General features: G+C 60.7%; 18 protein-coding genes and 1 pseudogene. 8 read left to right on the forward strand and 11 right to left on the reverse strand.

What is annotated here, in order from left to right; translation table 11 throughout:
• Position 1 precedes the first annotated feature (1 nt).
• From BFQ03_RS13890 to BFQ03_RS13930, 9 genes are all read right to left on the reverse strand, one after another.
• Positions 2-712, reverse strand: coding sequence for an ABC transporter permease (locus BFQ03_RS13890; RefSeq protein WP_032858129.1), 711 nt, complete (start codon positions 710-712; stop codon positions 2-4).
• A complete protein-coding gene (locus BFQ03_RS13895) occupies positions 709-1,437 on the reverse strand; it encodes an ABC transporter permease (protein ID WP_065943353.1) in 729 nt (242 codons plus the stop codon). The genes BFQ03_RS13890 and BFQ03_RS13895 overlap by 4 nt, the downstream gene beginning before the upstream one ends.
• Before the next feature lie 60 nt (positions 1,438-1,497).
• Positions 1,498-2,280: a transporter substrate-binding domain-containing protein gene (locus BFQ03_RS13900; RefSeq protein ID WP_032858125.1), complete on the reverse strand. Its 783-nt coding sequence runs from the start codon at positions 2,278-2,280 to the stop codon at positions 1,498-1,500.
• A 243-nt stretch (positions 2,281-2,523) separates the two neighbouring features.
• Entirely contained in the window at positions 2,524-4,965 is a 2,442-nt protein-coding gene (locus tag BFQ03_RS13905; RefSeq protein WP_032858124.1) for a penicillin acylase family protein, read from the reverse strand.
• A gap of 207 nt (positions 4,966-5,172) precedes the next feature.
• Positions 5,173-5,817, reverse strand: coding sequence for a glutathione S-transferase N-terminal domain-containing protein (locus tag BFQ03_RS13910; protein ID WP_065943354.1), 645 nt, complete (start codon positions 5,815-5,817; stop codon positions 5,173-5,175).
• Positions 5,818-5,969: 152 nt separating this feature from the next.
• On the reverse strand, positions 5,970-6,176 hold the full coding sequence (locus tag BFQ03_RS13915; RefSeq protein ID WP_065943355.1) for an SEC-C metal-binding domain-containing protein: 207 nt from the start codon (positions 6,174-6,176) through the stop codon (positions 5,970-5,972).
• Positions 6,173-6,664, reverse strand: coding sequence for an LEA/WHy family protein (locus BFQ03_RS13920; RefSeq protein ID WP_032858121.1), 492 nt, complete (start codon positions 6,662-6,664; stop codon positions 6,173-6,175). Before BFQ03_RS13920 ends, BFQ03_RS13915 begins: the two co-directional genes overlap by 4 nt.
• Before the next feature lie 124 nt (positions 6,665-6,788).
• On the reverse strand, positions 6,789-7,259 hold the full coding sequence (locus BFQ03_RS13925) for a YchJ family protein (protein WP_032858120.1): 471 nt from the start codon (positions 7,257-7,259) through the stop codon (positions 6,789-6,791).
• Positions 7,260-7,261: 2 nt separating this feature from the next.
• Positions 7,262-7,759, reverse strand: a complete 498-nt coding sequence (locus BFQ03_RS13930; RefSeq protein ID WP_032858119.1) for a DUF6231 family protein — start codon at positions 7,757-7,759, stop codon at positions 7,262-7,264.
• Positions 7,760-7,949: 190 nt separating this feature from the next.
• Between BFQ03_RS13930 and BFQ03_RS13935 the strand changes: the two genes are divergently transcribed.
• The 3 genes from BFQ03_RS13935 to BFQ03_RS13945 all read left to right on the forward strand — a co-directional run bounded on the left by BFQ03_RS13935 (position 7,950) and on the right by BFQ03_RS13945 (position 9,873).
• Entirely contained in the window at positions 7,950-8,645 is a 696-nt protein-coding gene (locus BFQ03_RS13935) for a PA1041 family peptidoglycan-binding anchor lipoprotein (RefSeq protein WP_065943356.1), read from the forward strand.
• 180 nt (positions 8,646-8,825) lie between these two features.
• Positions 8,826-9,122 (forward strand): DUF1145 domain-containing protein, encoded by a 297-nt coding sequence (locus BFQ03_RS13940; RefSeq protein ID WP_032858117.1) that lies wholly within the window; start codon positions 8,826-8,828, stop codon positions 9,120-9,122.
• Complete coding sequence (locus BFQ03_RS13945) at positions 9,115-9,873, forward strand: collagen-like triple helix repeat-containing protein (RefSeq protein ID WP_065943357.1); 759 nt, start codon at positions 9,115-9,117, stop codon at positions 9,871-9,873. Before BFQ03_RS13940 ends, BFQ03_RS13945 begins: the two co-directional genes overlap by 8 nt.
• 110 nt (positions 9,874-9,983) lie before the next feature.
• Here the strand turns inward: BFQ03_RS13945 and BFQ03_RS13950 are convergent, their stop codons facing one another.
• Positions 9,984-10,448: a CopD family protein gene (locus BFQ03_RS13950; RefSeq protein WP_032858115.1), complete on the reverse strand. Its 465-nt coding sequence runs from the start codon at positions 10,446-10,448 to the stop codon at positions 9,984-9,986.
• 99 nt (positions 10,449-10,547) lie between these two features.
• Between BFQ03_RS13950 and dinG the strand changes: the two genes are divergently transcribed.
• From dinG to pdxH, 5 genes and pseudogenes are all read left to right on the forward strand, one after another.
• Positions 10,548-12,692 (forward strand): ATP-dependent DNA helicase DinG, encoded by a 2,145-nt coding sequence (gene dinG / locus BFQ03_RS13955; protein ID WP_032858113.1) that lies wholly within the window; start codon positions 10,548-10,550, stop codon positions 12,690-12,692.
• A gap of 89 nt (positions 12,693-12,781) precedes the next feature.
• A pseudogene (locus BFQ03_RS13960) lies at positions 12,782-14,974 on the forward strand (beta-galactosidase); the annotation flags it as partial.
• A 77-nt stretch (positions 14,975-15,051) separates the two neighbouring features.
• Positions 15,052-16,197 (forward strand): serine hydrolase domain-containing protein, encoded by a 1,146-nt coding sequence (locus tag BFQ03_RS13965; RefSeq protein WP_065943383.1) that lies wholly within the window; start codon positions 15,052-15,054, stop codon positions 16,195-16,197.
• Positions 16,198-16,336: 139 nt separating this feature from the next.
• Positions 16,337-17,347 (forward strand): OmpA family protein, encoded by a 1,011-nt coding sequence (locus BFQ03_RS13970; protein ID WP_065943358.1) that lies wholly within the window; start codon positions 16,337-16,339, stop codon positions 17,345-17,347.
• A 27-nt stretch (positions 17,348-17,374) separates the two neighbouring features.
• On the forward strand, positions 17,375-18,022 hold the full coding sequence (gene pdxH, locus BFQ03_RS13975) for a pyridoxamine 5'-phosphate oxidase (protein ID WP_065943359.1): 648 nt from the start codon (positions 17,375-17,377) through the stop codon (positions 18,020-18,022).
• A gap of 60 nt (positions 18,023-18,082) precedes the next feature.
• Here pdxH and BFQ03_RS13980 read toward each other — a convergent pair whose 3' ends face one another.
• Positions 18,083-18,328 carry a hypothetical protein gene (locus BFQ03_RS13980; RefSeq protein ID WP_032858107.1) on the reverse strand — a complete coding sequence of 82 codons (246 nt, stop codon included), beginning with the start codon at positions 18,326-18,328 and terminating at the stop codon, positions 18,083-18,085.
• Positions 18,329-18,333: the final 5 nt, after the last annotated feature.

The following is an 18,333-nucleotide window of genomic DNA, read 5'->3' on the forward strand; positions in this document are numbered from 1 at the left end:
CTTAATGGCTCGGCCCGAGAAAGGCCAGCCAGCGACGCTCCGCCAGACGAAACAGACCGACCAGGGCAAAGGTCACGGTCAGGTAGATCAGCGCAGCGATACCGAACGATTGGAAGGTCAGGAAGGTAGCCGAGTTGGCATCCCGGGCCACTTTGAGAATGTCCGGGATCGTCGCGGTAAAGGCTACCGTCGTCGAGTGCAGCATCAGGATCACTTCATTACTGTAGTACGGCAATGAGCGGCGCAGGGCCGAGGGCATGATCACGTAGGCGTACAGTTTCCAGCCGCTCAGGCCATAGGCTTTGGCCGCCTCGACTTCGCCGTGGGCCATGCTGCGGATGGCGCCGGCGAATATTTCGGTGGTGTAGGCGCAGGTGTTGAGGGCGAATGCGAGCAGGGTGCAGTTCATTGCGTCGCGAAAGAACGCATCCAGCACCGGTTGCGCGCGAATGGCGGCAAGGCTGTAGATGCCGGTGTAGCAAATCAGCAACTGGATATAGAGCGGTGTGCCGCGAAACAGATAGGTGTAGAACTGCACCGGCCAGCGCACCCAGCGGCTGGGCGAGACGCGGGCGATGGACAACGGGATCGACACCACGAAGCCGATGCAGAGCGAGGCCGTGAGTAGCCACAGCGTCATGGCAAGGCCGGTGATGTGGCTACCGTCGCTGTAGAGGAAGGGGCGCCAGTACTCCTGCAGCAGTTCGATCATCGCACCGCCTCCCGTACGCCTGCGGAGTAACGGCTTTCCAGCCAGCGCAGGACGAGGTTGGAGGCGCTGGTGATGACCAGGTAGATCAAGGCCGCGACCACCAGGAAAAAGAACAGTTGGTAAGTGCTCTTGCCGGCGTCCTGTGCGGCCTTGACCACGTCGGCCAGGCCGATGATTGATACCAGCGCCGTGGCCTTGAGCATCACCATCCAGTTATTGCCGATGCCCGGCAGGGCGAAGCGCATCATTTGCGGGAAGGTTACGTAGCGAAAACGCTGCCCGCGCTTGAGGCCATAGGCGGTGGCGGCTTCCAACTGGCCACGGGGTACGGCGAGGATCGCACCACGAAAGGTCTCGGTGAAATAGGCGCCGTAGATAAAGCCCAGGGTAATCACCCCGGCGCCGAACGGGTTGATCTCGATGTACTCCCATTCCATGTAGTCGGTGAACCCGGTCAGCCAGGTTTGCAGGCTGTAGAAAATCAGCAGCATCAGCACCAGGTCCGGCACCCCGCGAATCAAGGTGGTGTAGAGCTGTGCGGGAATGCGCAATAACGCCAGGCTGGACAGCTTGGCGCTGGCACCGATCAGCCCCAGCACGACGCTGACGGCCAGGGACAGCACCGATAACTTGAGGGTCATCCAGGTACCTTGCAGCAACAGCGGGCCAAACCCTTTCAGGCTGAACGCGCCAAGCCCGAGGGTCTGCAACAGGTCTTCAAACATAGGGTATGCCTTTGGCCATCGGTCGTGCGCCCGCCCCTTGCCGGAGCGGGCACCGCAGCATTACTTGCCGCTGAACAGGTTCAGATCGCCAAAGTGCTTTTTCTGGAGGGTGGCGTAGGTGCCGTCATCGTGTAACGCTTTGATACCTTTATCCAGAAGGGCTTTCAGCTCTTTGTTACCTTTTGCGATGCCCACGGCGGTCTTGGAGGGCAGCAGTTCGCTGTCCACCGGCTTGCTGACTTCGTAGTCCGCGCCTTGTGGCGATTTCAAAAAGCCCAGTTCGGCTTGCAGCATGTCCTGGATCGATGCATCGAGGCGGCCCGACGTCAGGTCGGCATAGACCTGGTCCTGGTTCTGATAGGCCTGGGTTTTCACCCCGGCCTTATCCAGCACGGCCTTGGCGTAGGCTTCCTGGATGGTGCCTTGCTCATACCCCACCGTTTTGCCTTTGAGGGATGCGGTGTCTTCGCTCAGGCCCGAGCCTTTTTTGAAGACATAGGAGGTGGGCCCGGAAAACAGCTCATTGGAAAAATCGATGACTTTTTCGCGGGCCGGGGTCACGGTCATGGAGGAAATCACACCGTCGAATTTCTTGGCTTTCAGGCCCGGGATCATGCCGTCGAAGTCGCTTTCCACCCACTTGCACTTGACCTTCAGCTCCGCACAAATGGCATTGCCCAGGTCGATGTCGAAGCCCACCAGGCTGCCGTCGGCGGCCTTGGATTCAAACGGCGCGTAGGAAGGATCCACACCAAAACGCAATTCTTTGTATTCCTTGGCCAAGGCGGTACCGGCGGCCATGCACAGCGCGAGTGCAGAAAGGGTCAGCAATGCTTTTTTCATTAAGTAATCCCTGGAAACCAAGATAAGCGCTTGTGGCGCGATTAGGACTGTTACTGAACGGTGTCAGACGTATCCCAGGTAGCAATTTCTGCACCATAGTTCTGAACAGTCTTTTAAATTGGCAGGATTACGCGAAGGGCAACGTGGTAAGCGCCCGATATCGGGCGCTACAGATCTTCAGCACCATTGCAGTGCGGGCGGGTCACGAACTGTAGGAGCTGGCTCGTCAGCTCCTATATGGGGTTATTTCCCAGGGACCAGAGTCAATCGAGTCTTGCCGTACACCTTGTCAAAGTTCTGCGGCTGCATCGGGAAGCTCAAGTATTGCGCCTTGAGCCACGGATCGATGCCATTGGCATAGTTCGGGCTGGCGGGGTTGCCGGATTGGCCGATACCGCCCTGGCCCATCATCGGTTCCACCTGGCCGAAATCCACAATCATGCGCAGGGCCTGGACCTGAGTGGTGGCGAAGTCCTGCCCCCAGTTGTAGGGCGATGCATTCAAGGTGGTGTGATCGCCACCTGCCGCCACCGGACCACGCAGGGTCTGGCCGCTGGTGTTCTTCCAGGTGTAGCTGTGCAATTTGCCCCATTGCCAGGCCTTGTGATCTGCGCCCAGCAGGCTGTCGCCGGCGGTGATCGCAGCGGCCAGGCTGCGGGCGAGGATCACCGGTTTGTCTTCTTTTTGCGCAGTGCGCAGGTCGTCCCAGAATGGGCTGTCTTCGCGCCCCAACAGATGATCGGCCTGGGCGGCGTAGGACAGGTTGGCGTTGCTGACAAAGGCTTTCCAGGTGGCACTGGTTTGCGGGCCCAGTTCATCGAGGAAAATCTGCTTGGCGCTTTCCTGCAGGAACAGTTGGTAGATCGCAGCATCGCTCGACGTGGCGGCCAGGCGCCCGTCGAACGCCATCAGGCGGCCCAGGGCCTCCTGCGCCTTGGCCCGATCGGCAGCAGGCAGGGCATCGATCGCCTGTTTCAGTGGCTGGGCCATACCCGGCGCCTGGAACATGCTTTTGAGCTTGGCAGCGAACAGCGTGGTCTGGTCGTACTGCATGGCGATTACGCTACGGCTGTCGTGCTTGCCGTTACCGGCCAGTTGCCCCAGGCGTTCGCTGCGCTCTGGCGCGGCCCAGGAGTTGGACAGTTGCATGCCATAGCCGTGGGGCACGGTGCGCTGGTTGGCCGTGCCGACCCAACCTTGTGGCGGGTCCTGGTCATAGGGGTGCAGCATCGCGTCGGCGTAGCCATCCCAGTCAAAGCGCCCGTCCCAGCCTGGCGACGGCAGCAGGCCTTCGCCTTCGCGGCGGTTGGGGAAGCGCCCGGTGACCTGCCAGCCGATATTGCTGGCGTCGGCAAACACCATGTTCAGGGGGATCGCACGAATCTCGCGGCTGGCGTCCGAGGCTTTTTCCACGTTCTGCGCCCGGGACAGGTCGAAAAACGCATCCAGGCTCTTGTCATCCTTGAAGTCGGCGGTTTGCAGGGCCAGGCCATAACCGCTGGTCAGCGACTGGGCGCTGTTGAGCAGCGGCCCGTGGCGGGTTTCGTACACCGCCTCGCGGATCGGTCGCTGGCCCTTGGCGAAGAAGGTTTCGTTACGCACGATGGTCGGCAGCCATTTGCCATTGTGTTCGTAGTACAGCGCGCTGCCCTGGCGTTTGACCTTCTCCAGGAACAGGTCCTGGGTATCGCCGGACACCTGGCTCATGCTCCAGGCCACCTTGCCGTTGAAACCCGACAGCAGGGTAGGAATCCCGGCAATCGACACCCCGGCCGCCTGGTATTTCGGCGCGCGGATTTGTACGAAAGTCCACAGGGACGGCGCCTGCATTGGCGTCGACAGGTCGTTCGCCAGCAGGCTGCGGCCACTGCGGCTGCGTTGCGGGGCGATGGCCCAGTTGCTGGAGGTGGAAACCCCGAGGGTGTTGAGGCTGCCGAGGCGCTCGTTGATGCTGGTGAGCGTGGCGAGACCGGGAATCTGGCCGAGGTTGACGCCCTTGAGCTTGTCGGACTCCGCCGCAGGCAGCGGCTCGTCCGGGTAGCTTGGGGTCAGCCAGGCGAGTTTGTCGGCGCCGATTTTTTGCGCCAGTACCAGGGCGGACAGTTCTTCCTGCAGGTTGGCCGACTCACTGAAGTTGAGCAGGCAGAACAGCAGCGCCGAATCCTCCGGCTTCCAGTATTCGGGCTTGTAGCCGGTCTGGGCCAGGTCTGCCGGCAGCTTGTCGCGGTAGCGGAACAGGTAGGCGTTGACCCCGCGTGCATACACTTCGAAGAAGCGCTTGAGGCGCGGCGACGAGGCGTTGTACAGCTCGCTGGCGCTTTTCTTCAGGTTGACTGCACGCATGAAACGGTCGACATCCAGCACATCCGGCCCGGACATTTCCGCCAGACGGCCCTGGGCCAGCAGGCGCAGGGTGACCATCTGGTTGATCCGGTCGCTGGCGTGCACATAACCGAGGGTGAACAGCGCATCGTGGAACGTGCTGCTCTCAATCAGCGGCATGCCCTGGCTGTTGCGTCGTACGGAAACATTTTGCGCCAGGCCCTTGAGCGGCTGTACGCCGGAGACGGGAGGCAGGGTGTCCTGGCTGTTCAGTGACTGGCAACCGGCCAGGCCCAAGGCACTGGCCACTGCCGCGGCAACGCCGAACCGGGGAAGAAAACGTGAGAGGGCTGGCGAGGCCATGGCAAAGCTCCTGCGGGGGGTAACGTCAGTAAAGGCGCTACGTTAGTGAGCGCGGCGAACCGACGCAAGCGGGAGGCGATGCTAATTTTTTCAAATCCCTGTAGGAGCCGGCTTGCCGGCGAAAAACTACCCGGCGCCACGTTTATCCAGGCACTCAGCGTTTTCATTAACGATCTTCGCCGGCAAGCCGGCTCCTACAGGGCACGATCAGGATTTTGGCGGGTTGACCTTCTGCACCCAATCATAGGCCCGCACCGTCGCCGGACGCTCCTTGATCAGGTTGAACCAGCGATGCAGGTGGGGAAAATCTTCCAGGCGCTGGCTCTGCCATTTGTGGGAAACGATCCACGGGTAGATCGCCATATCGGCGATGCTGTAGGCCTCGCCGGCGACGAAGCTGCGATCGGCCAGGCGTCGGTCCAGTACGCCATAGAGGCGGGCGGTTTCATCGACGTAGCGTTTGATGGCGTAGGGGATTTTTTCCGGGGCGAACTGGCTGAAATGGTGATTCTGCCCGGCCATCGGCCCCAGGCCGCCCATTTGCCAGAACAGCCATTGCAGCGCTTCCTGGCGACCGCGCAGGTCCCTGGGCAGGAACTGGCCGGTCTTTTCTGCGAGGTACAACAGGATGGCACCGGATTCAAACAGGGAAATCGGTGCGCCACCGTCGCTCGGCTGCTGATCGACAATGGCGGGAATACGGTTGTTGGGCGCGATCTTCAGGAAGTCTGGCTTGAACTGGTCGCCCTGGCCAATGTTGATCGGGTGCACCTCGTAGGGCAGGCCGGCTTCTTCCAGGAACAACGAAATCTTGTGACCGTTGGGTGTGGTCCAGTAATACAGGTCGATCATGAAGCTCTCCAGGATTGGTGATGCTTGAGCGGGCAGGACGCCCGATGATGTGCCTGTAGGTATAGGTAATGTTCGACTACCGAAAATTCAATGAAATATTTGGGTCTATCGATAGAACTGTAGGAGCCGGCAAGCCGGCTCCGTGGGGTGTGTCAGACACCGTGGCACTTCTTGAACTTCTTGGCGCTGCCGCATGGACATGGGTCGTTGCGGCCCACATCCTTCAGGGCATTACGCACGGGTTCCTGGTGGGCATGGCCGCAGTTCGGGCCGTGGACATGACCATGGTCGTGATCGTGGTGATCGTGATCGTGATCGTGGTTGCAGTCAGGACCATGGACATGGGGTTGCTGAGTCATTGGTGTCGCTCCGGAATAAAATCGCCGGGGATTATCTCGTCATTGCGCATCACGTGCACGTCGTTACCGATGAATAATCCGGTTTTCAACTCACCTTCCAGGCGATAGGGGATGGGACGATCCGGATTTTTCAGCAGGTCGGCGATTTCCCGCACCTGCGGCCACAGGTTGGTGCGCACCGTGACTTTGAAAAATCCCCGGCCATGGGGCGCAATGGTCAGCCATTCGTTGGACTCGCCTTCGGTCAGTTCCACATTGGCCAGGCTTATCTTGTAGATCAGGCCGCGCACGGTCAGGTCCGAGTCACTGCGGTTATCCACACGAAAGTGCAGTTTGAATTTCTGCTCCAGCAGCTTGGCGCGCACCAATTCGACCTTGACCAGATGGATCTGCGGTGGCGGCGTGTCATCGGCGAACCAGGACGCGCAACCCGAGAGGCCAACGGTCACTGCGAGCAGGCAGCTATACGCGAGTAACCGGCTAACCATGGCGTGGTCCCTGTAGGAGCGAGCTTGCTCGCGAAAGACGTTAACGATAACGCACGTAGCCTGGATAAACGCGATGCCCTTTAGTTCTTCGCGAGCAAGCTCGCTCCTACAAAGAAGCGGAATTTTACAGATAGCTGGAACAGCACTTCTTGAACTTCTGCCCGCTGCCGCACAGGCAAGCATCATTGCGACTGGCCTTCACTTGTACCGTGGGATCAATGAAGTACCAGCGCCCATCGTTCTGTACGAAGGATGACTGTTCCCGGTGGCTGTGTTCTCCGGTGCTGTCATGCCAGCGCGCGGTAAAGGTGACGAAGGCGTGTTCAGGCTGCCCGCCAAACACCTCGGAGCTTTCCACTTCCAGGCCCAGCCAGGTGCTTTGGGCGCTCCAGGCACCGATGGCGTCACGGTCCAGGCCGCTCTGTTGCGCCGGTAGCGTGGTCGCCACCAGATAATCCACCAGCCCCAGCACATAGGCGCTGTAGCGCGAGCGCATCAACGCGGTGGCGCAGGGCGCGGGGTGGCCGGTGTGGTAATGGCCGCAGCAGGCGTCCAACAGGTTGCCGCTGCCGCAAGGGCAAATGGATGTACTCATGGTTACCACCAATACTTTCCGAAATTTTCCGGGTTGGCCCAGAACCGAGCGTTCAACCAATCCGGTACTTGTTTGTATTCAAGCAGATCGTAGGTAAATAGCGTCAGTACCTGATTGTCGCGGCAAAAGTGCTCGCTGGTCTGTAGGGCCAGGGAGAAAAAGTCGGTGTCCTTCCAGCCGCAGGCAGCCAGGTCGGCGAGGACGGCGATGCGGCTCGCGTTCAGGTTGCGTACCCCACCGAGTAACTCCAGCCCTGCACGTTTTGACAGGTGCTCCAGGCAGTCGACCACCAGGGCCAGGTCAAATCGCTGGGCGGCCAGTTCGCCAGGCAATGGTCCTGGCCCTGCGACGCAGACGACCGTATCAGGGTGTGCCTGCTTGAACGCATCCAGCGCCGGGAAGTGGCCGGCACCCAACACCAGCAGGCGTTTGGGGGCTTGTCGATCAAGCAGGGCAGCCAGTGCTTGCTGCGGCGTACGGGAAGAATTGCCGGCGGTCATCGAAGATCCTCACATCAGAACCGTGAAGACTAGCCTGCTTGAGCGTGCGGGCCTAGCGCGGGTGATGGCTTGTTGCTCGGTAAAAGCAGCCTGGGCCAATGAATACGGGCTTTTACGGGCTGGCGTAGATGAAAAGAGCGGTCTTTACTCCACCCATCGGCTTGCGGCCGATCCCCTCAGGAGAAATCAAATGAGCATCATGCGGACAGCTCTACCCTTGGTTCTGCTAACCGGAGTATTGACAGGTTGCGCAGGCTTGCAAAAAACCGACTGGCCCACCTGTGCAGCCCTCGGCGGCGTCACCGGTGCCGCGCTTGGCGCTACCGAAAGCTCGTCATGGGCTGGCGGCGGCGCGTTGTTGATTGGCGGGATGGCCGGCGCCTATTGCTGGGTGCATGGCGACGGTGACGAAGACGGCGATGGCGTACCGGACAGCCGTGACAAGTGCCCAGGCACGCCCAAAGGCGTGCAGGTCGATGCCAATGGCTGCCCGCCGGAACCTGAGGTGGTCGTCGTGGAAGAGGTAGTGGTGGTCAAGGAAGAGACCATCGTGATCCGTGACGTGCACTTCGAGTTCGATTCGGCCAGGCTCACGGCGGCCGATAAAACCAAGCTCGACACGATTGCCACGCGCCTCAAACAGGAAGCACCGAGTGCGCAACTGCGGGTCAGTGGGCATACCGACAGCGTCGGTAAAGACGCCTACAACCAGAAACTCTCGCAAAAGCGCGCACATTCGGTGACCGAGTACCTGGTCCACTCCGGTGTGCCCCGCAGCAACTTTGTGTCCGTGACCGGGGCCGGTGAGAGCCATCCGGTGGCCGACAATAAAACCGCTGACGGGCGAGCCCTGAACCGCCGCGTGGAAATCCAGATCAACCGCTAGGGCATTTGCGATATGCCCTTGGGTGACTCCAAGGGCATTTCTGACGGCTGATTCCGACAAGTCTCGGCGATCAGGACGCCAAGTTGTACGTTTCTCAAGTTTTTTAATCCTTCACTGGCAAATCGCCTGTAGAACTCGTTACTGTGCGCCCAAAGAATAATGTGCAAGGGGGCATGGGGCATGAAGCTGTTTTTGCGAGTGGGGAAGTTGCTGGCGTTGCTGTTCTGGGCGGTTGTATTGGTCAATCTGTTCAAACCTCTGACCAATCCATTTCATCTGTTGGTCAACCTCGTCGGCAGCCTGCTGTTGCTGACCCATCTGCTGGAGTTGGTGTTATTCAACGCCAGCGTCAAACATCGTGCCCACCCCTGGCGTGACCGCCTGCTGATCCTGTTGCTGGGGATGTTCCATATAAAGAGCCTGCCTGCGCCTACGGCTGTTGATGATCAAGACAACAAGGATGCCAATCATGCGTAAGGTTTTTTTCCTGGTCCTGCTGGTCAGCCCCATTGCCCTGGCCGAAAGCGTCAGTGTCGAGACTCACTCGTTGCTGCGCCTGCCCAACAGCACCAGCGTGCTGCAGCTGGAGCGCCTGGAAGTGGCCGACTACGGCACCTTGTTGATTCCGGCGAATATCACACAGGTCACTGTCGACGAACTGCATCTGGGGCGAGAGGCACGGATTGCCATCGTGCCCAGCGCCTCGGCCCTGCAATTGCAGGTGCGGCATGCGCAGTTGGAGCATGGCAGCCAGATCACTTCCCGTGGCGCGCCTGGTACCCATGAAAAACCGGCCAAGCCGGGGCGTGACCTGACCTTGCGGATCACCCAGTTGAGCGCGGATGAACTGTCGGTTGATGCCCGTGGGGGCACGGGTGCCCAAGGCTATGCCGGCCTGGATGGCGCCAATGGCGAAGACCCGGGTTGCACCTGGGGTTCGGCCGGGCGTGGTGCCAATGGTGACAACGGCGGCGACGGGCTGCCAGGCGCTGCGGGTGCGGCAGTGCGCATCGAGTTGCCGCAGGATTATCCGCGCGAGCAGATCAAAGTCTGGGTTGATGGCGGTGCTGGCGGCTTGCCAGGTGTTGCCGGCAAGCCGGGCAAGGGCGGGCAGTCCAAGGGCTGCCTGGTGTACCGCGCCGATGGGGGCGAGAAGGGCAGGCCGGGGCTCGAAGGGCAGTCGGGGCCGGCGGGGCCTGCCGGTTCAGTGACCATCCAGCGGCTTTGATTCGCTGGGGCTGACGCTATCGCGAGCAAGCCCGCTCCCACACTTTGATTTGTGAATACCTTCAAAATATGGGAGCGGGCTTGCCCGCGATGAGGCCCTGAAGAACACCCTCAGAACATCGGCCGAGCCGAGGCAATCGCCACCACCACCAACCCGACAATCAGATTGATCCCCACCAACTTTCGGATTCTTCCCAGCACCTGCGCGCCCGTCGCCCAGTCCTCGGCTGCCACAGCCGTGCGCAGTTCAGGCAGTTGCAACGCCTGGATCCGGATAAACAGCGCCGTCATCACCACATACAACCCCATCATCACCTGCACATAACGCGGTGCGGTTTCAAACCCGCTGAAGCGCAGTTGCAATAGTCCGACGCCACTGATCGGCAAGATCAGCACCGCCACCCAGACCCACACGAAAAAACGCGGAAACACATTCGCCCACAGTTTCAGCCGCGCCGGCCCCTCAAGCGCCGCCACAGCGGCCGGGCGCAGGATCATCCAAGCGAAAAACATACCGCCGACCCATATCAGGGCGGCTAATACATGCAGGGTGTAGGCAAGGCTAAAGACGGTCATTGAGGTACTCCGTTCTGCGCGGGATTAATTAGCGGGGTATGATAGCGGCCGATCCGAACCACTGAAAATTTATCCAGCGTTTTTTGCGCCCGACTATCCATGATCAGCACTGAACTCAAAACCACGATCCAGGGCGCCTACTCGCGTTTTCTCGAAGCCAAGAGCTTGAAACCGCGCTACGGCCAGCGCCTGATGATCGCCGAAGTGGCCAAGGTCCTCGGGGATATCGACACCGACGACGAAGGCCGGCGCAGCGGCGACCCTGCGGTCGTGGCCGTCGAGGCCGGCACCGGTACCGGCAAGACCGTGGCCTACAGCCTGGCGGCGATTCCCACCGCCAAGGCCGCCGGCAAGCGCCTGGTGATTGCCACCGCCACCGTGGCCCTGCAAGAGCAGATCGTCTACAAAGACCTGCCGGACCTGATGCGCAACAGCGGCCTGAGCTTTACCTTTGCCCTGGCCAAGGGCCGTGGCCGCTATATGTGCCTGTCCAAGCTGGATGTGTTGCTGCAGGAAGGCCATGCGCAAACCGCCACGGCCTCGCTGTTCGAAGAAGAAGGTTTCAAGATCGAAGTCGACGAAGCCAGCCAGAAGCTGTTTACCAGCATGATCGAGAAACTGGCCGGCAATAAATGGGATGGCGACCGCGACAGCTGGCCCAATGCCCTGGAAGACGCCGACTGGGCGCGCCTGACCACCGATCATAGCCAGTGCACCAACCGTCATTGCCCCAACTTCGGCCAGTGCGCCTTCTACAAGGCCCGCGAAGGCATGGGCAAGGTTGACGTGATTGTCACCAACCACGACATGGTCCTTGCCGACCTGGCCCTTGGCGGCGGCGCGGTGCTGCCTGACCCGCGCGACACGCTGTACGTGTTCGACGAAGGCCACCACCTGCCGGACAAGGCCATCGGCCACTTCGCTCACTACACCCGCCTGCGTTCCACTGCCGATTGGCTGGAAACCACCGCCAAGAACCTCACCAAGCTGCTGGCCCAGCATCCGTTGCCGGGCGACCTGGGCAAGCTGATCGAACAGGTGCCGGAGCTGGCGCGGGAGATCAAGACCCAGCAACAGTTCATGTTCAGCGCCTGCGAGCAGGTGGCGGACTTCAAGCCCGGCGAAGACGTTGAAGGCCGAGAACGGCCACGCCATCGCTTCGTTGGCGGGCTGATCCCCGAGCATATGCGCGAGATGGGCGTCGAGTTGAAGAAGGGTTTTTCGCGCCTGACCGATTTATTCACTCGTCTGACCGACCTGCTCAAGGAAGGCATGGACGGCGAGGTCAATATTGGCATCGCCAGCAACCAGGCCGAGGAATGGTATCCGCTGTTTGGCAGCCTGCTGTCCCGTGCCCAGGGCAACTGGGAGTTGTGGACTGCCTTCACCGTCGAAGACCCGGAAGACAATCCGCCCATGGCCCGCTGGCTGACGCTGTCGGAGAGTGGTGCGTTGTTCGATATCGAAGTCAACGCGAGCCCGATCCTTGCGGCGGAAATGCTCCGGCGCAACCTGTGGAACGTGGCCTACGGCGCCTTGGTGACCTCGGCCACCCTGACGGCCCTCGGGACCTTCGACCGGTTCCGCATGCGTGCCGGCCTGCCGAAAAAAGCCGTCACCGCCGTGGTGCCCAGCCCGTTCCATCATGCCGACGCTGGCGTGTTGCGGGTGCCGGACCTCAAGGCCGACCCACGGGATGCGCCGGCCCATACAGCGGCAATCATTCGTGACCTGCCGTCGCTGGTGGAGGGTTCCAAAGGCACGCTGGTGCTGTTCTCGTCACGCAAACAGATGCAGGACGTGTTCGACGGCCTTGACCGCGACTGGCGCAAGCAGGTGTTTATCCAGGGCAACCTGTCGAAACAGGAAACCCTGAACAAGCACAAGGCGCGGGTCGATGGTGGGGACTCCAGCGTGCTGTTCGGCCTGGCGAGTTTCGCCGAAGGTGTCGACTTGCCCGGGGCTTACTGTGAACACGTGGTGATCGCCAAGATCCCGTTCTCGGTGCCGGACGATCCGGTCGAGGCCGCACTGGCCGAATGGATAGAAGCCCGCGGAGGCAATCCGTTCATGGAAATCTCGGTGCCGGATGCCTCGTTGAAACTGGTCCAGGCCTGTGGTCGCTTGCTGCGTACCGAAGAAGACCGGGGCACCATCACCTTGCTCGACCGCCGCCTAGTTACCCAGCGCTATGGCAAGGCTATCCTGAATGCCCTGCCGCCTTTCCGGCGCGAAATTTCTTAATCCACAGTGGGCGATTTCGCCCACTTCGTGGTCTATCTCATGTATGTCATCAGGCCATTCACCGGCCGAATTGGGAGAACCTTGTTCGTATGATCCGCACGCTGCCTGCTCTTTTTGCCCTGTTGTTCGCTGCGCCATTGCTGGCCGCGCCGGTCGGGCAACAGACGCTGTTCAACTTTGTCCGGCCGGCCGACGTGGTCAAGGTGGCGACCCAGGACGCCAGCCTGCCGCAATACAATGCCGAACAGACTCCGGAAGGCGAGGTGTTGCGCCGCATCACCTTCAACCCGGCGGCGGAGCCGAGCCTGGTGCTCAGCCCGCAGAACGGCGTGTGGGACTGGTCGCAATCGAGTGCCATGAGCCTGCGTATCCAGAGCGCGATGGACTGGGCGCTGACGTTGTACGTCAAGGTGCAGAGCAGCGACGGCAAGACTCTGGTCAGCCGTATTGATTTGCCTGCGGGGCCTGCGCAAACCCTGCTGGTGCCGCTGCAAGCCAACTCGCCCTTGAGCCAGGGCATGAAGGCCGGGCCGCCGATGCCGATCACCGTGGACGGTCAGCGCGTGATGCTGGCCGGCAGTGCGGGTGAAATCGATCGCAGCCAGGTGGTTTCGGTCACCCTGTCGATGATCAAGCCGGTTGCAGCGCAAAGCATCCTGCTGGAACGCTTTGGCGTGCAGGACAGCGAACCAGTGCTCAAGGCCGCCTACAGTGAGCTGGTCGATGCCTATGGGCAGTCCAACCGTGCGCGCTGGCCGGAAAAAGTCAGCAGCGACGAGCAGTTGAAAGCCACTGCCGCCAAGGAGCAGCAACAGCTCAAAGGCTGGCTTGCGGAACATGACAAGGCCGCCCTGGACAAGTTTGGCGGCAGCACCAAGGGCCCGGCCTTTGAGGCCAGCGGTTTCTTCCGCACCCAGAAGCGTGACGGGCGCTGGTACCTGGTGACACCGCTGGGGCATCCGTTCTACTCCCTGGGCGTCAACACCGTGACCCCGGACAACAGCCAGACTTACGTCGCGGGGCGCGAATGGATGTTTGGCGCACTGCCCAAGGCGGGTGAGCCCTTCGACAAGTATTACGGCAGCGGCGACAACCGTGGCGGCAATGGTGCCGATGCTGGGCGCGGCTTCAATGTGGGGCGCTGGTACGATTTCTACGGTGCCAACCTGCAACGTACTTATGGCACCGAAGGTTTCGACCAGGCTCGCTGGCTCGGCCACACCCTGGACCGCCTGCAAGCCTGGGGTTTCAACACGGTCGGCAACTGGAGCGCCCCGCAATTGGGTGATGCTGATCGCCTGCCTTACACCATGCCCCTGTCGATCATTGGCGACTACACCAGCATCAGCACCGGTATCGATTGGTGGGGCGGCATGCCCGACCCCTTCGACCCGCGCTTTGCCATGGCCACCGAGCGGGCCGTGGCGATCGCCACCCGTGACCATCGCGACGACCCCTGGTTGATCGGCTTCTTTGCCGATAACGAGCTGGCGTGGGCCGGTCCCGGCGACGATGCGAAATCCCGCTACGCCTTGGCCTACGGCACCCTGCGCATGACCACGGATGTCCCGGCCAAGCGTGCGTTCCTCAAGCAACTGCGCGACAAGTACCGCAACGAAGAGGGCCTTTCCAAAGCCTGGGGCATCCACCTGGCTGGCTGGGAATTGATGGAAGATCCCGGTTTCGAACCGCCGGTTCCGAACGCCGAGCACCCGGAAATCGAGGCCGATTTCCAGTATTTCCAGAAAACCTTCGCCGATGCCTACTTCAAGACCATCTCCGATGCGCTGAAATGGCATGCGCCCAACCAGTTGCTGCTGGGGGGACGCTATGCGGTCAGTACCCCGGAGGCCGTGGCGTCCTGCGCCCAATATTGCGATGTGTTGAGCTTCAATATGTACACCCTGACCCCTCAGGACGGCTACGACTTTGCGGCCTTGCGCGCACTGGACAAACCGGTGTTGATCACCGAGTTCAACGTTGGCTCGGCCGACCGTGGTCCGTTCTGGGGCGGTGTGACGCAATTGGCCAGGGAAGAGTTGCGCGGCCCGGCCTATGCGACCTTCCTCAAGCAGGCCATGGCCGAGCCGTCGATTGTCGGCGTGCACTGGTTCCAGTACCTCGACCAGCCGGTGACCGGGCGTTTGCTGGATGGTGAAAATGGTCACTTCGGCCTGGTGGGAATCACCGACGTGCCGTTCCAGGGCTTCGTCGAGAGTGTGCGTAAAAGCAACCTGGCGGCGATCCGGCAACTGGGCCGGGAAGCCGAAAAAGCCAAGGCAGCGGCGGGTTCCCAAACCCAGTAATGACTGGAACAATGGGCGCCACTTTACGTAGGTCTTTTCCGAGGGGGGTGCAGGTGCAGATTCAGGGTCATTACGAGCTTCAATTCGAAGCGGTGCGTGAAGCCTTCGCCGCACTGTTTGACGACCCTCAGGAGCGCGGCGCGGCGCTGTGTGTGCAGATTGGCGGCGAAACCGTCCTCGATCTGTGGGCCGGCACTGCCGACAAGGATGGTGCCGAGGCGTGGCATAGCGACACCATCGCCAACTTGTTCTCCTGCACCAAGACATTCACCGCCGTTGCCGCTCTGCAACTGGTTGCCGAAGGTAAATTGCAGTTGGACGCCCCGGTTGCCAACGACTGGCCGGAGTTTGCCGCTGCCGGCAAGGAAAACATCACCCTGCGCCAACTGCTGTGCCATCAGGCCGGGTTGCCAGCGCTGCGCGAAACATTGCCCGCCGAGGCCTTGTATGACTGGCCCTTGATGACGGCGGCCTTGGCTGCCGAGTCCCCTTGGTGGACGCCCGGTGAAGGCCATGGTTACGCCGCCATCACCTATGGCTGGCTGGTTGGTGAGCTGCTGCGTCGCGCTGATGGGCGGGGGCCGGGAGAGTCGATTGTGGCCCGGGTTGCCCGGCCGCTGGGCCTGGACTTTCATGTCGGGTTGGCGGACGAAGAGTTTTATCGTGTAGCCCACATTGCCAGGAGCAAAGGCAATATGGGCGATGAGGCAGCCCAGCGCTTGTTGCAGGTCACCCTGCGAGAACCCGCGGCAATGAGCACCCGGGCGTTTACCAATCCACCTTCTATACTAACCAGCACTAACAAACCCGAGTGGCGTCGTATGCAGCAGCCTGCGGCAAATGGGCATGGCAATGCGCGCAGTTTGGCCGGTTTTTATAGTGGTTTGTTGGACGGAAGTTTGTTGGAAGCCGATATGCTTGAACAATTGACCCGTGAGCACAGTATCGGGCCGGATAAAACCTTATTGACGCAAACCCGCTTTGGCCTGGGCTGCATGTTGGATCAGCCTGGCGTACCCAATGCAACGTTTGGCCTTGGTCCACGTGCATTTGGGCATCCTGGGGCCGGAGGCTCGGTGGGATTTGCCGATCCGGAACATGATGTAGCATTTGGTTTTGTGACCAATACTCTGGGGCCGTATGTACTTATGGACCCACGTGCGCAAAAGTTGGTAAGAATATTGGCCGGTTGTCTGTAAATAGCTTGCTGTCTGGTGTTTTTTTGTTAAAAAGGCACCTACAAAAGGCGCTGGAAAAGTATTGTTACTTTAAACTTTGTGAAGCGTCTGTTTAACGGGTCATTCAGGCCCCTGTATTTTCTCATTTTGTGGATATCTCATGTTATCGAACAAGTCCTTGGCACTGGCGCTCTGCCTCACTCTTACTGGCTGTGCACAAACTCCACAAAATGATGCGTCTGGCGAGCATTGGTGGGCATTCGGGTTCGACAAGTCGGCGGCCAAGGATGTTACTGCCAAAACCGATGCCAAGGCGGCTGATGCAAAGGCTGACCTCAAGGCTGATCTGAAGGCGGCCACACCTGCCCCGACGACTGCCCCGGTGGTCGCCAAGACTGAAACCGACACCAAATGGTGGTGGCCGTTCGAAAGCAAGCCAAAACCCCTGAGCAAAGTCGATGTGACCAACATCCCGATGCCAGATCCGAAAATCACCCAAGCCTGGCTGGACGACTACGAGCCGCGCCTGCGGGCTGCGATCAAGGACAGCAACCTGCAACTGGAACGTCGCGATAACGTGTTGGTGGTGATTGCCCCGGTCGATGGTTCCTATAACCCGAAACGCCCGGCGATGCTGCTGCCAGTGACCCTGGGTCCGTTCACCCGTGTAGCCAAGGCCGTTGAAAGCGATCCCAAGACCGCCGTGCTGGTACTGGGCCACATCGACACCGTACAAAACCAGCCCCTGACCAAGGAACGTGCCCAGTCCATTGCGTCGATCTTCAGCCTCAGTGGCTTGAAGCAGGATCGCCTGATGTTGCGTGGCATGGGTGACCTGATGCCTCGCGCCGCCAACGACAGTACCCAGGGCCGCGCCTTGAACCGTCGCATGGAAATCATGTTCACCCAGCGCACCACCATGCTGGCACTGCTGAGCAAGTACAACTCGCCAAACCCGCCGAAACCTGAACTGGTTGCGGTACAGGACGTAGTTGCCCCAGCGCCGGTCGCCAAGAAAGCCACTGCCGCCAAGAAAGCACCTGCCAAGAAGGCTGCCGCCAAGCCCACCGCGAAAAAAACGGCCGCCAAGCCCGCCGCGAAAAAGCCGGTTGCCGCCAAGGCTGCAGCACCTGCGAAAAAAGTAGCGGCAAACGACCAGGCGAAAAACTGAGCAGTTGAGCAAGAAGGATAAAGCCGCATGACCCAGGCACTGGCTGATATGCGCCGTGACTACACACGGGACGGTTTGAGCGAGGCCCAGGCCCCGGACGAGCCGTTTGCCTTGTTCCACCAGTGGTTCGCCGATGCGGTCAAGACCGAGCAACCGCCGGTGGAGGCCAACGCCATGACCCTGGCGACCGTGGACCAGGAGGGCCGTCCGCACTGCCGTATCCTGCTGCTCAAGGGCCTGGACGCCCAGGGTTTTACCTTCTTTACCAACTACCAGAGCGCCAAGGGTGAGCAATTGGCGGCACGCCCCTTTGCTGCCATGACGTTCTTCTGGCCGACCCTGGAGCGCCAGGTGCGCATCGAGGGGCGGGTGGTCAAGGTCACGCCCCAGGAGTCGGACGCCTACTATCAGGTGCGTCCGCTGGGCAGCCGGATTGGTGCCTGGGCATCTCCCCAGAGCCGGGTGATTCGGGATCGCGAAGAGTTGCAGGACCTGCTCAAGGCCACCGAGCAACGCTTCAGCGATACCCAGCCGGATTGCCCTGAGCATTGGGGCGGCTATCGCCTGCTGCCGGAGCGCATCGAGTTCTGGCAGGGCAGGACCAGCCGTTTGCATGATCGCTTGAACTATCGTTTGCAGGGGGCCGACTGGACCCGCGAGCGACTGGCGCCCTGAAGACATCACACGTGTAGGCGCCGGCAAGCTGGCTCCTACACGTCCTTCACTAAGAAGTTTCTACTCTGTGGCTTTGACCACATATTGCCGGGCTGCATCCTGCAGCCACTGCGGCAAATCCTTACGCTTGACCTTCTCCGCCTTGGCGCGGTCCAACTGTTGCAGCATAAAGATGCGCTTGCGCTGATCGTCTCCTGCCAGGGACAACGCAAGGTCGCGGTCTATCCAGCGCTTGATCCGCCGGTACAGCCACCAGTGGAAATACAGGCCGGCGGCGGTAGTCGCTACAATAATGAAGTAGTCCATGAAAT

This window comes from Pseudomonas sp. 25 R 14 (assembly GCF_900004755.1).
GTDB lineage: Bacteria > Pseudomonadota > Gammaproteobacteria > Pseudomonadales > Pseudomonadaceae > Aquipseudomonas > Aquipseudomonas brenneri.